We start from the raw sequence: 14311 nt of genomic DNA on the forward strand, positions 1-14311 counted from the left end.
CCTTAATTCATGCCGATACGGCATTAGCGCCCGCCGCCTTGCTGGTTCAATGTAAATCCGCCGAAAAGCCAAAAGAACAACAGATGCCCCGCTCGGGCGCGTCGCTCCGGGAGGATATCCATTGCAGATTGCCGCGACTTCGCTCTCTCCATCCGTTGCCACTGCGGCCACAGCGCGGCGCCGCAGGCCGTTCTGGCGTGAGCAATACGTCCTTGTCGCGGCGGGCGCCGCGCTTGGTGCGCTCGCGGGCGCGCTGTTTCCCTCGATCGCGGTTGATTTCAAGCCGCTCGGTGACACCTTCATTTCACTGATCAAGATGACCATCGCGCCGCTGATCTTCCTGGTGGTGGTCACGGGCATAGCGCAGGTCGGCGACATGCGCGCGGTGGGGCGCATCGGGCTCAAGGCCTTCGTCTATTTCGAAGCCGTCACCACGCTGTGCCTGCTATTCAGCCTCCTGGTCGTGCACTGGGTGCGGCCCGGTGCGGGCGTCGCGCCGGCGAGCGCCCAACAAGCGGAGACGGTGTCGCGTTATGCGCAGGCGCATGTCGGGTCAGTGTCGGCTTATCTCCAGCACATGGTACCGGACAGCTTTGTCGGCGCTTTCGCCAATGGCGACGTGCTGCAGGTTCTGGTGCTGGCGCTATTGTGCGGAATCGGACTGCTGCTGCTCGGCGAACGCGGCACGGCGTTGCGCGGCGCCATGGAGCGGGTCACCGAGCTCGTGTTCAGCGTGGTGCATGTCGTCGTCGCGCTGGCGCCGATCGGCGCTTTCGGCGCCATGGCCTTTACGGTGGCGAAATTCGGCGTCGCCACGCTCTATGCGCTGGCGCTCCTGGTCGGCACCGCCTGGGCGATGATGGCGTTCTTCATCTTTGTCGTGCTCGGCGCGATCTGCCGGTTTGTCGGCATTCGCCTGATGGATCTGCTTCGCATGCTGCGCACCGAGCTCCTGGTTGTGCTGGGTACGTCCTCGTCGGAGACCGCCATTCCCGGCATGATGGAGAAACTGCCGGCCGCGGGGGTCGGCCGGGCCGTCGCAGGTCTGGTTATTCCCTCCGGTTATTCCTTCAACCTTGATGGCGTGGCGCTGACACTGCCGCTCAGCACTATCTTCGTTGCGCAGGTCTACGGCATCGAGATGACCACGGCACAGCAGCTCAGCCTGTTCGTCGTGATGCTCTTCACCAGCAAGGGCGCGGCCGGGGTGACCGGCGGCGCATTCGCCGCGCTCGCCGCGACCGTGATTGCCGCCGGCCTTCCGGCGGAGGGGCTGGCGCTGCTGCTCGGTATCGACCGCTTCATGTCGTTGGCGCGGGCCATCACGAACACGATCGGTAACGCCGTGGCCGCGATCGTCGTCGCTAAATGGGACGGCGAGTTCGATTCGCGCGCCTGGACCCCATCCATCACCCAAACCCTGACCGCAAAGTGAAGTTCAATGGACACAAGTCAAGACGCTCTCCCGATCGTCGCGCTGGTACCTGGCGATTGCACCGGCATCGGGCCTGAGCAAACTGCGCGCATCCTGGCCGACGGCAATCTCGCCAATGTCGCTCGCCTCGTCGTGGTCGGCGACGCCCGCGTGCTGGAGATGGGCATGGCGCACGCCGCCGTGAAGCTGAAGGTCGAGCACGTCACTTCGCCGGCAAAAGCTTTCTGGCATCACGGCGTGGTGCCGCTGGTCGATCTCGGCAATGCCGATCCGTCGCTGTTTCCGCTCGGCAAGTCCAATGCCGATTCCGGCCGGCTCACCGGCGAGACGCTGTCGCGCGCGATCGACTTCGCCAAAGCCGGCGAGGTTGACGCCATCACCTTTGCGCCGCTGAACAAGCGCGCGATGTTCGACGGCGGCTGGAAGTTCCCCGACGAGCACAAGATGTTCGCGAGCCTGCTCGGCCATCAGGGCTATTTCTCCGAGATGAACGTGCTCGATGGGCAATGGATGTCGCGGGTCACCGGCCATCAATCGCTGCGCGAGGCTTTGGACTGCATCACTCCGGAGAGTATCACCGATGCGATCGAGCTTGCCGACCGCATGATGCGCAAGTCGGGCATCGAAAGACCCCGCATCGCGGTAGCGGCGCTCAATCCCCACGCGGGCGAGGGCGGCCTGTTCGGCCGCGACGAGATCGAGATGATCCGTCCCACCGTCGAAGCCGCGGCCAAGCGCGGCATCGCCTGCAGTGGGCCTTATCCGGCCGACACCGTCTACATCCGCGCCTTTGCCGGCGAGTTCGACAGTGTAGTGGCGATGTATCACGACCAGGGCCAGATCGCGACCAAGCTGCGCGGCTTCAATCGGGGCGTCACGGTGACGGCAGGGCTCGACACCGTCTTCACGACGCCTTCGCACGGCACCGCCTTCGATATCGTCGGCAAGGGCATGGCCAAGACCGGCGCGCTCGAAAGCGCGGTCCGACTTGCCGCCCAGCTTGCCAATGTAAAAACAAGAACCCGGGAGATTACCCATGCCCATCACTGATCGCCGAACCCTGCTGCAGACGGCTGTCGCGCTTCCGCTCGCCACTGCCGGTGCAACCGGCATGGCTTTCGCGGATGCTTCCGCCGCCGCGCCTGCCGCGCCCGCAAAATCCGCACCAGCCAACGGCGTGACGCGGGCGCTTGCGCATTATCTCGTCGGCGCCACTTACGATGATCTTCCAGCCAATGTGCGCAAGGAGGGCGTGCGGACGCTGCTGAATTGGGTGGGCGTTGCGATCGGCGGCTCGCGCCACCAGACCGTGGATATCGCAGTTGCCGCGCTGACGCCGTTCTCGGGCCCGCAGCAGGCCTCGCTGTTCGGGCGGCGCGAGCGGTTCGACATCATGAACGCGGCCTTCATTAATGGCGTGTCGAGCCACATCTTCGATTATGACGACACGCACCTGAAGACCATCATTCATCCGGCGGGTCCCGTGGCGTCGGCGATCCTTGCGCTCTCGGAGATGCAGCCGGTCTCCGGCAAGGATTTCCTCAACGCGCTCGTGCTCGGCGTCGAGACCGAGTGCCGGATCGGCAACTCCGTCTATCCGAATCACTACGATGTCGGCTGGCACATCACGGGCACCGCCGGCGTGTTCGGATCTGCGGCGGCTGTTGGCAAATTGCTCAAGCTCAACGAGCAGCAGATGGTGTGGGCGCTTGGGCTTGCCGCCTCGCAGCCGGTCGGCTTGCGCGAATCCTTCGGCTCGATGAACAAGAGCTTCAATCCCGGTCGCGCCGCCTCCAACGGCATCTTCGCGGCGATGCTGGCCTCGAAGAATTTTACTTCCTCCGACGAGATGATAGAGGCCAAGCGCGGCTGGGCCAATACGATCAGCACCAAGCAGGACTACAACGAGATCCTCGGCGATCTCGGCAAGCGCTACGAGGCGGCGCTGAACACCTATAAGCCGTTCGCCTGCGGCATCGTGATGCATCCGGCGATCGACGCGGCGATCCAGTTGCGCAATGAGAACAGATTGACCGCGGATCAGATCGATCACGTCGATCTCAAGGTGCATCCGCTGGTGCTCGAGCTCACCGGCAAGAAGACCCCGCATGAGGGGCTGGAAGGTAAGTTCAGCATCTATCATGCGGTTGCCGTCGCGCTGGTCGAGGGTGCCGGGGGCGAAAAGCAGTTCAGCGACCGCGCGGTGAACGATCCGACCATCGTCGCGCTACGTGGCAAGGTCAATCCGGTGGTCACGCCGGGCATCAAGCCCGAGCAGGTCGACATGACCGTCGTGCTGAAGGATGGGCGACAATTGCACCGCTACATAGAACATGCGGTCGGCAGCGTGGAGGTGCCGATGACAAACCAGCAGCTCGAGGCGAAGTTTACCGATCTCGCCGACGGCATCATTGCTCCGCCGACGATCCGCCGGGTGATGGACGCCTGCTGGAACGTCGAAAGCCTGCCGAATGCTGCTGAAATCGCCAAGATGTCGGCCTCGGCGTAAGGTGAGGGGTTACATGCACCAAGCACTATCGCGTCGCCGCCTGCTGCTGTCCGCTGGTGCGTTCGCAACGCTGGCGGCATCGCCGTTCAGATGCGCGCTGGCCGCGGACGGGGCTGCCGGCGTCACGGCGCGCCTTGCCCGCTACATGGCTGCGGCACGTCGCCAGGAATTGCCGGATGCGGTGATACTGGCGTGCAAGCATCGCATTCTCGACACCGTTGGCGCGATGGTCTCGGGTTCGCGGATGAAGCCGGGCATGATGGCGACGAAATATGTGCGCACGCTCGGCGGCGAGCCGCAGGCCTCGGTGGTAGGTTCGGACTTCCATACCACCGCCATCAATGCCGCGCTGGCAAACGCCATGTGCGCCCATTCCAACGAGACCGACGATTTCGAGCCCGTCACCAAGGCGCACCCCGGCAGTTCGGTGATTCCGGCCGCATTGGCGATGTCGGAAAAGGAGGGCCGCAGCGGCGCGGAGTTCATTCGCGCGGTTACGCTTGGCTACGATCTCGCCTGTCGGCTGTTGATGGCACTGGGACCCGACCTCGTGCGCGGCACGCATCGCAGCGCGGAGGGGACGGCCTCGACCTTCGGCGCATTGGGCGCGGCCGCCTCGCTCGCCCAACTCGACGAACAGGGCATGCGTTTTGCGATTTCGTATTCCGCGCAGCAGGTCTCGGGCCTGTGGAGCTGGGTCAAGGACAAGGACCATATCGAAAAGGCCTTCGATTTCGCCGGCATGGGCGCGCGCAATGGCGTGATGGCAGTCACCATGGTCCAGGCAGGCCTCACCGGCGTGGATGATGTGCTGGACGGCACGCACAACCTCTTCATCGCGCTGTCGACCGAGCCGAAGCCGGAGCAGATGCTGGATGGGCTCGGCCACCGCTTCTACGTCACGGAGACGGCGATCAAGACCTACTCCGTCGGCTATCCGATCCAGTCGCCGCTGGATGCGCTCTTGAGCCTGCGCAAACAACATGATCTCACCCCCGAGAACGTCCGAAGCATTCTGGTGAAACTTCCGACCGACGCGATGGGCATTGTCGGCGAAAGTGCCATGCCCGACGTCAATTGCCAGCATCTAGTGGCGCTTGCGCTGGTGAAGGGGGCCGTTTCGTTCGCCGACAGCCACGACACCGCGCTGATGCACGATCCAAAGATCCTCGAGCAGCGCGCCAAGATCACTTTGGCGGGTGATAACGCGCTGATGGACCCGGCTGCGCCGCGCGGCGCCATCGTCGAGGTGACGCTGGTCGACGGGCGCAAGCTCGACCACTTCACCAAATTTCCGCCCGGCACCAAGGAAAATCCGCTCAGCACCGAGGCCGTGAGCGCCAAGGCGCGCGATCTGATGGCGCCCGTGCTAGGGGCGGAAAAGACCGAAAAGCTGATCGCGCAAATCAATGCGCTGGAACACGTGGAGGATGTGCGGGCACTGCGTCCGCTTTTCACCACCTGAGAGGCGGGGCGCGGCCGATGTAGGGCAGCTATTCGCCAAAGCACTCGACAAGGAGGCCTGTTGGGCAGAATCTAAGGCCATTATCCAAGGCGGTTGTGAAACGCACGAAGACAAGTGCGGCGGTAAAAAAACATCGGTGCAGGACACAGGCACAGTAAGGGGAGAAACATGAATCTGAAGCAATGGATCGCCGGCTGTGCCGGCGCGGCCGCGCTGTTACAGGCAAGCGCCGTCATCGCGGCGAATGTCGATATTTCCGCGCATGACATCGGTGGTCAGGTGAGCGGCGAGAAGGGCCCCGAGGCGGGCGTCTGGGTGATCGCCGAGACCAAGGACCTTCCCACCAAATATGCCAAGATCGTCGTCACCGATGATCAGGGCCGCTATGTCATTCCCGATTTGCCCGACGCCAGCTACAAGGTCTGGGTTCGGGGCTACGGCTTGACCGATAGCGCACAGGTCGATGCGCGTCCGGGCAAGGTTGTCGACTTCAACGTGAAGCCTGCCGCCTCGGCCGGCGCTGCGGCGCAGCTCTATCCCGGCATGTACTGGTATTCGATGCTCGACATTCCGGCGCCGAACGAATTCCCCGGCACCGGCGACAAGGGCAACAAGATGCCGGACACCATGAAAAGCCAGGCGCAGTGGGTGGATACGGTCAAGAATGGCTGCCAGTCCTGCCATGCGCTCGGCTCTCGCGGTATCCGCGAGGTGCCCAAGATGTTCAGCGAGGGTCACGATTCGCAGGAGGCGTGGGCGATGCGCACGCAGGCGGGCCAGGCCATGGAATATATGGCGGTGGTGCTGGGCAGCATGGGACCCGAAAAGGCCTATTCGCTATTCGCGAAATGGACCGACCGCATCGCGGAGGGCGAATTGCCCTTCGACAAGCCGGAGCGACCGAAGGGAATCGAACGCAATGTCGTCTACACCGAGTGGGATTGGGCCTCACCCACGCACTACCAGCACGATGCGATCTCGACCGACAAGCGCAACCCGACGGTGAATGCCAATGGCTTGATCTACGGATCTCCGGAGGAAAGCACGGACCTCATTCCGACGCTCGATCCCGTCAAGAACGTCGCCGCGACGATCAAGGAGCCTTACCTCGATCCGAACACGCCATCGTCGGCGGACGCGCCGCGCGGGACGTCGGCCTATTGGGGCGACGAGGCGATCTGGGACGGTCACACCAGCATCCATAACGTCATCATGGACGAGCAGGGCAAGGTCTGGTTCACCGCGCGTCTGCGGCCGCCGGAAAATCCGGATTACTGCAAGCAGGGCTCCAGCCATCCATCCGCGAAGGTTGATCCGCAGGCCACCTCGGTGCGCCAACTCTCACGGTTCGATCCTGTCACCGGCAAATGGGACATGATCAACACTTGCTTTTCCACGCATCACCTCTATTTCGGGCATGATGCCAACGACCCGCTGTGGATGAGCGCGGGCGGCCCGACTCTCGGCGGCGGCATCGTTGGCTGGCTGAATGTCAAGCAATTCCGCGAGACGCATGATGGCGTGACCGCGCAAGGTTGGACGCCGCTCGTGATCGACACCAACGGGAACGGCAAGCGTGATGCCTATGTGGGCCCGAAGGACCCGCTCGATCCGGCCAAGGACAAGCGCGTCATGGCCTCCTTCTACGGCGTGATGCCGAGCCCGGTCGACGATTCCATCTGGGGCCAGTCGATGGACCGCGGCTTCTCGCGGATCGATCAACCCGGCTACATCATCCGCGTGGTGCCGGGGCCCGACCCCGCCAACACGGCGCTTGCGGAAATCTATCAGCCGCCGGAGGGCACGTTCGGTCCGCGCGGCATCGATATCGGACTCGATGGCGTGGTCTGGACAGCCCTGTCGAGCGGCCATCTCGCGAGCTTCGACCGCAGGCTGTGCAAGGGGCCGCTCAACGGCCCGAGCACGGCCGAAGGCAAGCAATGTCCCGAAGGCTGGAAGGTCTACCGGATGCCCGGCCCGCAGTTCAGGGGGCTGGACCCGAAGGGCAGCGCCAACCACGCGTATTATCTCTGGGTCGACCGCTATAATATCCTCGGCCTCGGCGCCAATGTGCCGATCGCGTCGGCCAATGGTGGCGAATCGCTCCTTGCTCTGGTGAATGGCGAGTTCGTCACGCTGCGGGTGCCTTATCCGCTCGGCTTCTTCACCAAGAACGTCGATGGACGTATCGATGATGCGTCTGCCGGCTGGAAGGGACGCGGCATCTGGACCACCTCGGGCACACGCACGAATTTCCATGGCGAGGGCGGCAAGGATGCCTATCCCAAAGTCTTCAAGGTGCAGATGCGGCCCAATCCGCTGGCGCACTGATTTGTTCAACTCGCCGGTTCCGCGCGTTGCGGGGCCGGCTCCAACGGAGCATCACATGCAAAGAACTTCTCGACGCGATCTGCTGATGGTGGCAACGGGGGCTGTAGCGGCCGCCGCCATCTCCGACGCGGCTCCGGCCGCGGCGCAAGCCGGTCCGAAGCCGATCTTCGAGGTGCCGATCACGACCATTCCGATCGTCGGAGAGAACGGCGTGTTTCAGGTCCGCCGCATCTACTGCATCGGCCGCAACTATGCCGCCCACGCGATCGAGCGCGGCTCGGATCCGAACCGCGAGCCGCCGTTCTTCTTCCAGAAGCCGACGGACGCCATCCAGAACGTGCCGGTCGGCGTCGTCGCCGACCACCCCTATCCCTCGCTGACCAAGAATTATCACCACGAGGTCGAGCTGGTCGCGGCGCTCAAATCCGGCGGCACCAACATTTCGCCCGACAAGGCGCTCGATCATGTCTATGGCTACGCGCTCGGCCTCGACATGACCCGGCGCGACCTGCAGAACGGCATGGCCGCGGAAAAGAAGCCCTGGGAGATCGGCAAGAGCTTCGATCACGCCGCGGTGCTTGGACCGATCCACCCGGTCTCCAAGGTCGGCCATCTCACCAAGGGCGCGATCTCGCTCGCGGTCAACGGCGTGGTGCGGCAAAGCTCCGACCTTGACAAGATGATCTGGAGCGTTGCGGAGCAGATCGCAAAACTTTCAGAGGCATTCGAGCTGAAGGCCGGTGACATCATCTACTCGGGCACGCCGGAAAATGTCGGGCCGGTGGTGAAGGGCGACGTGCTGCTGTGCAGGCTCGAGGGCCTGCCGGACATGTCGATCAAGATCGTCTAGCGCTTCCGCCGGTCGCGTGGTGGTCATCGCGCGACGGGCGCCTCTCCGCCCTTGTCCCAGGAACTTTTTGGGCTCGGAACCGTCTAATGCTTACGGATCGGCGCGCAGGACCTGCTCCAGCGTCCTGCCGCCGGTTGTACAAGCGGCGGTGGCAAGGGGAGAGATCACATGAGCGAGGACAACAAGCCGAGCGGACCGGATCTCACGCAAGGTGTATCGCCTGCCGATTTCGCCGATGGTAAGCTGCTCGGCCATGTTGGCGAGGAGCAGGTGCTGCTCATCCAGCTCGGCTCCGAGATTCTCGCGATAGACGCTTTTTGCAGCCATTATCACGGCCCGCTCGCGGAAGGGCTGGTTGTCGGCGACACGATTCGCTGCCCCTGGCACCACGCCTGCTTCGCCTTGCGCAGCGGCGAAGCGGTGCGTCCGCCGGCGCTGAACGCGCTCGCCATCTGGCAGGTCGAACGCGAAAGCGACAGGATTTTTGTCTACCGCAAGCGCGAGGAGCCCAAGGAAGCGCCGCCGGCTACATCGCGCCGGGCGGGCGGTTTGCCAGACCGAATCGTCGTCGTCGGCGGTGGGGCCGCCGGCTTTGCTGCAGCCGAGATGCTGCGGCGCGAGGGCTTTGCCAGTTTGATCACCATGATCAGCGATGATGGCGCGCCGCCGGTTGATCGGCCCAATTTGTCCAAGGACTATCTGGCGGGTCAGGCGCCGGAAGACTGGGTGCCGCTCCGCCCGGACGATTTTTACGCCGACGTTGGTATCGAACTCAGGCTCAACACATCAGCCGCGTCGATCGATCTGAAGGAACGCAAGGTCGTTCTCGCCAATGGCGGGTTGGTGCCGTTCGATCGCCTGCTGCTTGCAACGGGAGCGGAGCCGGTGCGCCTCCAGATCCCGGGCGCCGATCAGCCCCACGTCCATATGCTCCGCACGCTCGCCGACAGCCGCGCGATCATCGCCGGCGCGGCCGGCGCAAAGCGCGCGCTGGTGATCGGCGCGAGCTTTATCGGGCTGGAGGTCGCGGCATCGCTGCGCGCCCGCAATCTCGAGGTGCACGTCGTGGCGCCGGAGCAGCGGCCGATGGAGCGCATTCTTGGCGCCGAGATGGGCGATTTCGTGCGCTCCCTGCACGAAGAGCACGGCGTCATTTTCCACCTGCAGGACACGGTGACACGGCTCGATGGCAAACGCGCCACGCTGAAGAGCGGTGCCGCGATCGAAGCCGATCTGGTCGTGGTCGGAATAGGCGTCCGCCCGCGCGTCGCGCTTGCCGAACAGGCGGGACTTGCGACCGACCGCGGCGTCACCGTCGACGCCTATCTCGAAACCAGCGTCCCCGGCATCTTCGCTGCCGGCGATATCGCACGCTGGCCGGATACGCATTCAAAGGCCAATATCAGGGTCGAGCATTGGGTCGTCGCCGAGCGGCAGGGCCAGACCGCCGCGCGCAACATGCTGGGTCAACGCGAGCGCTACGATGCCGTGCCGTTCTTCTGGAGCCAGCATTACGACGTGCCGATCAACTATGTCGGTCACGCGGAAAGCTGGGACGAGATCAAGGTCGACGGCAGCATCGCCGGCAAGGATTGTCTCGTTCGGTACAAGCAGCAAGGTCGCGTGCTCGCGGTGGCTTCGATCTATCGCGACCTCGCCAATCTTGAGGCCGAGCTCGCGATGGAGCGCGGGAGCTGACGCGGAACGAAGATGCTCCGGCCGCATCAAAACGTCGGCGGCGTGCAGGCGCTGATCACCTCGCAGGGTTTGTTGCCGACGCAGCGGAAGCGGTGCGGGCGGCGGCTCTCGAAGTAATAGGCATCGCCCGGTCCCAGGATGCGCCGCTCGCCGTCGACCGTCACCTCCAGGCGGCCGCTGATCACGATGCCGCCTTCCTCGCCGTCGTGCACCAGCGGCACGCGCCCGGTGTCGCCGCCCGGACCGTAATGCTCTCTTAATATTTGCAGCGCGCGGCCGAACAGATTGTCGCCGACCTGCCGGTAGGAGATCGGCTTCTTGCCGATCTCGGTCAATTCGTCGGCGCGGTAAAAGGCCTTGCGCGGGCGTTCCGGCTCGATCGCGAAGAACTCGGCCAGCCCCATCGGAATTCCGTCGAGGATGCGCTTGAGCGCGCCGACGGACGGATTCATCTGATTGGACTCGATCAGGGAAATGGTCGAGTTGGTGACGCCGGATCGCTTTGCCAGCTCCCGCTGGGATAACTTGTGATGCTGGCGAACGAAGCGGAGTCGCCCGCCGATATCGACGCTCATCGGAAATCCCGTGTTTGAGCTGTTGCGGATCGCACAAATATGCCTTTAGCGATCTAACAAAATCAAGAGGTTGCCTGCAATCAGAAAAGGACTTGTTGCCCATTCCCGAGCATGGTCAGGCTTGTTTGAACAGCCACGCAAAGGAGCGCCGCCGTGACCGTCCACCAGATTCCGAACACCTTGCAGCTCGATTCCTTCTGGATGCCGTTCACGGCCAACCGACAGTTCAAAGCCGCGCCGCGCCTCGTCGCTTCCGCGGAAGGGATGCATTACACGACCGTCGATGGCCGCAAGGTGATCGACGGTTCGGCGGGGCTGTGGTGCGTGAACGCCGGCCACGCCCGGCCGCAGATCGCAGCCGCGGTCGAGCGACAACTGATGACGCTGGACTATGCGCCGTCATTCCAGATGGGCCATCCGATCGCTTTCGATTTCGCGGAGAAGCTCGCCGCGATTGCGCCTGATGGACTCGATCGCATCTTCTTCACCAATTCGGGTTCGGAATCGGTCGACACCGCGCTGAAGATCGCGCTGGCCTATCAGCGCGCTGCGGGGCAGCCGACGCGGACGCGCCTGATCGGTCGCGAGCGCGGCTATCATGGCGTCGGCTTCGGCGGCATGTCGGTGGGCGGCATCGTGAACAACCGGCGCGCCTTCGCCACCCATCTGCCCGGCGTCGATCACATCCGCCACACCCACGATCTCGCGCGTAACGCCTTTTCCAGGGAGCAGCCGGCATATGGCGCTGAATTCGCCGATGATCTCGAGCGCCTGGTCGCCTTGCATGGCGCCGAGACCATCGCAGCCGTCATCGTCGAACCCGTCGCGGGCTCGACCGGCGTGCTGGTGCCGCCGCAGGGCTATCTGAAGCGGCTGCGGGAGATCTGTGACAAGCATGGCATCCTGCTGATCTTCGACGAGGTCATCACGGGTTTCGGCCGGCTCGGCACGCCATTCGCAGCCAATTATTTCGGCGTCACCCCCGATATCATGACTACCGCCAAGGGCATCACCAACGGCGTCATCCCCATGGGTGCGGTGTTCACCAGCCGCAAGGTGCATGACGCGCTGATGACCGGGCCGGAGGCCCAGATCGAGCTGTTCCACGGCTACACCTATTCCGCTCATCCGGTGGCCTGTGCCGCGGGCCTGGCGACGCTCGAGATTTACCGAAGCGAAGGCCTGTTGACGCGCGGTGCGACACTAGCACTGCACTGGCAGGAGACGATGCATGGCTTGCGCGACCTGCCCAATGTGATCGACATCCGCACCATCGGTCTCGTCGCCGGCATCGAATTGTCGCCGCGATCGGGTGCCATCGGCGCGCGCGCCTATGAAGTGATGGTGGACTGCTTCAACAACGGACTGATGCTTCGCGTCACCGGCGACACGGTCGCGCTGTCGCCGCCGCTGATCGTCAAGCAAGAGCAGATCGACGAGATGGCGGCGATCCTGGCTGTCGCCATTAAACGCGTGGCCTGATCCTTGCTCTTCGCGGTCGCAGTTGACATCTCTAATGGCGCGGCGATCGCGCAGGAGTCTTGATCGGTGAAAGTGCTAATCCTCGGCGCCGGCGTCATTGGCGTAACCTCGGCCTATTATCTTGCGAAAGCCGGCCACTCGGTCACGGTCGTTGACCGCCAGGCGGGTGCGGCGCTGGAAACCAGCTTTGCCAATGCCGGCGAGGTTTCGCCGGGCTATGCCTCGCCCTGGGCGGGGCCCGGCGTTCCGGTCAAAGCCATCAAGTGGCTCTTGATGAAGCACGGCCCGCTGGTGATTCGTCCGAAGCCGGACCTCGCGATGTGGGTGTTCATGGCGAAGATGCTGCGCAACTGCACCAGTGTGCGCTACGCCGTCAACAAGAGCCGGATGATCCCGATCGCCGAATATAGCCGCGACTGTCTGCGCGTCCTGCGCACCGATATCGGCATTCACTACGACGAAGAGAGCCGCGGCACCTTGCAACTGTTCCGCAAGCAGGCGCAGCTCGACGGCACCGGCGAGGACATCGCCGTGCTCAAACAATATGGCGTGCCCTACGAGGTGCTCGATCGCACCGGCTGTATTGCAGCCGAGCCCGCGCTCGCTGCCGTGAAGGACAAATTCGTCGGCGGCCTGCGTCTGCCGCACGACGAGACCGGCGACTGCCACATGTTCACGCAGACGCTCGCCGCGAAGGCGGCAGAGCTCGGTGTGCAGTTTTCCTTCGGGACCTCCATCGAGCGGATTGTCGTGGATGGTCGGCGCGTTGCCGGCGTCGCGACTTCCGCCGGCCTCATGCAGGCCGACGCTTATGTCGTCGCGCTCGGGAGCTGGTCGCCGCGCCTGCTCGGGCCGCTCGGCATCTCGCTACCCGTCTATCCGGTGAAGGGCTATTCGATCACCGTGCCGGTGAAGGACCCCGCGGGCGCACCTGTTTCGACCGTCATGGACGAGAGCTACAAGGTGGCGATCACGCGACTGGGCTCTCGCATCCGCGTCGGCGGCACCGCGGAAATCTCAGGCTATTCCAATGTCTTGCATCCGGCGCGCCGCGCGACGCTCGATCATTCCTTGACCGATCTGTTTCCGCAGGGCGGCGATCTCAGCGACGTGAAATTCTGGTGCGGCCTGCGCCCGATGACGCCCGACGGCCCACCACTGATCGGGCCGACGCCTTACGCCAACCTGCATCTCAACACCGGCCACGGAACGCTTGGCTGGACCATGGCCTGCGGCTCGGGCCGCGTGCTCGCCGATGTCCTGAGCGGCCGCAAGCCGGAGGTCGATATCGGCGAGCTTGCGATGAACAGGTACGAACGCCGGTTTGGGTGAGGGGACATCGCGAGTGAAGCAGAGGCTGCAGCAGCTCTGATCGCGCTGTTCGTCGCCTGGCGAAGGCGAGGGCCAACGTAGTCTCCCGATGAGACCCGGTTGGGGTTGGTAGGCGTCTTTCGCAAAATCAAGTCCTGTCCAGGTCTGCGCTCGCTGTCGCCCGCTCGTCCCGGACGACCTGGCATGTTTCCCAATTCGATTCCAAACAGCCAATCACTCCCTGCCAAATTAGGACACCGGGACGGGCGAATACGGACCATATCGCCCAAAAGAAACAAAACAAGAACATAAACCTGTGGTTGGGTGTATGTCAACAGGCAAACTTGCCGAGCAACTCTTCGCACAAACCTCAGACACACCACCTAGCATGCAGTGTAAAACAATTCGCTCTGGGGGCGAGCAAGGCCGAACATGATCGGCCATCGTTACTCCCGATGCGAAGACCGGGGCAGTGAGTTGGAATTCATCGTCAATTCGGAAGACATTCTAGCGAGGGCTCAAACGCAGCGTGAGCTTCCGTCGGCGCGATCTCCGGGACGGCGTTATGAGGCCGCACTTGGACGATCATCGGCCGCGACTGTGATCGCGTGCCGCCTGAAAGCAGAGGCCGTAGCTGAAACACGGCATAGTCAAA

Annotated in this window: 10 protein-coding genes; 9 read left to right on the plus strand and 1 reads right to left on the minus strand. The window is 63.6% G+C overall.

Annotated features, from left to right (window positions below; translation table 11 throughout):
• Positions 1 to 121 precede the first annotated feature (121 nt).
• From F758_RS0103840 to F758_RS0103870, 7 genes are all read left to right on the plus strand, one after another.
• On the plus strand, positions 122 to 1435 hold the full coding sequence (locus tag F758_RS0103840; protein ID WP_024506610.1) for a cation:dicarboxylate symporter family transporter: 1314 nt from the start codon (positions 122 to 124) through the stop codon (positions 1433 to 1435).
• Positions 1436 to 1441: 6 nt separating this feature from the next.
• A complete protein-coding gene (locus F758_RS0103845) occupies positions 1442 to 2485 on the plus strand; it encodes a PdxA family dehydrogenase (RefSeq protein WP_024506611.1) in 1044 nt (347 codons plus the stop codon).
• Positions 2472 to 3944: an MmgE/PrpD family protein gene (locus tag F758_RS0103850; protein ID WP_024506612.1), complete on the plus strand. Its 1473-nt coding sequence runs from the start codon at positions 2472 to 2474 to the stop codon at positions 3942 to 3944. Before F758_RS0103845 ends, F758_RS0103850 begins: the two co-directional genes overlap by 14 nt.
• A gap of 13 nt (positions 3945 to 3957) precedes the next feature.
• Entirely contained in the window at positions 3958 to 5409 is a 1452-nt protein-coding gene (locus F758_RS0103855; protein WP_024506613.1) for an MmgE/PrpD family protein, read from the plus strand.
• A gap of 168 nt (positions 5410 to 5577) precedes the next feature.
• Positions 5578 to 7740, plus strand: coding sequence for a hypothetical protein (locus F758_RS0103860; protein WP_024506614.1), 2163 nt, complete (start codon positions 5578 to 5580; stop codon positions 7738 to 7740).
• A 55-nt stretch (positions 7741 to 7795) separates the two neighbouring features.
• Positions 7796 to 8590 (plus strand): fumarylacetoacetate hydrolase family protein, encoded by a 795-nt coding sequence (locus F758_RS0103865; RefSeq protein ID WP_024506615.1) that lies wholly within the window; start codon positions 7796 to 7798, stop codon positions 8588 to 8590.
• A gap of 168 nt (positions 8591 to 8758) precedes the next feature.
• A complete protein-coding gene (locus F758_RS0103870; RefSeq protein WP_024506616.1) occupies positions 8759 to 10288 on the plus strand; it encodes an FAD-dependent oxidoreductase in 1530 nt (509 codons plus the stop codon).
• A gap of 26 nt (positions 10289 to 10314) precedes the next feature.
• Here the strand turns inward: F758_RS0103870 and F758_RS0103875 are convergent, their stop codons facing one another.
• Complete coding sequence (locus tag F758_RS0103875; RefSeq protein WP_024506617.1) at positions 10315 to 10863, minus strand: cupin domain-containing protein; 549 nt, start codon at positions 10861 to 10863, stop codon at positions 10315 to 10317.
• A 153-nt stretch (positions 10864 to 11016) separates the two neighbouring features.
• On the opposite strand from F758_RS0103875, the gene aptA reads away from it, so the two are divergent.
• The gene (gene aptA / locus F758_RS0103880) at positions 11017 to 12345 is read left to right on the plus strand and encodes an omega-aminotransferase AptA (RefSeq protein WP_024506618.1); all 1329 of its coding nucleotides are present in this window, start codon (positions 11017 to 11019) and stop codon (positions 12343 to 12345) included.
• Positions 12346 to 12411: 66 nt separating this feature from the next.
• Positions 12412 to 13677: a D-amino acid dehydrogenase gene (locus F758_RS0103885; RefSeq protein WP_024506619.1), complete on the plus strand. Its 1266-nt coding sequence runs from the start codon at positions 12412 to 12414 to the stop codon at positions 13675 to 13677.
• Positions 13678 to 14311 lie beyond the last annotated feature (634 nt).

Origin of the sequence: Bradyrhizobium sp. ARR65 (genome assembly GCF_000472385.1) — a bacterium.
Taxonomy (GTDB): Bacteria; Pseudomonadota; Alphaproteobacteria; order Rhizobiales; family Xanthobacteraceae; genus Bradyrhizobium.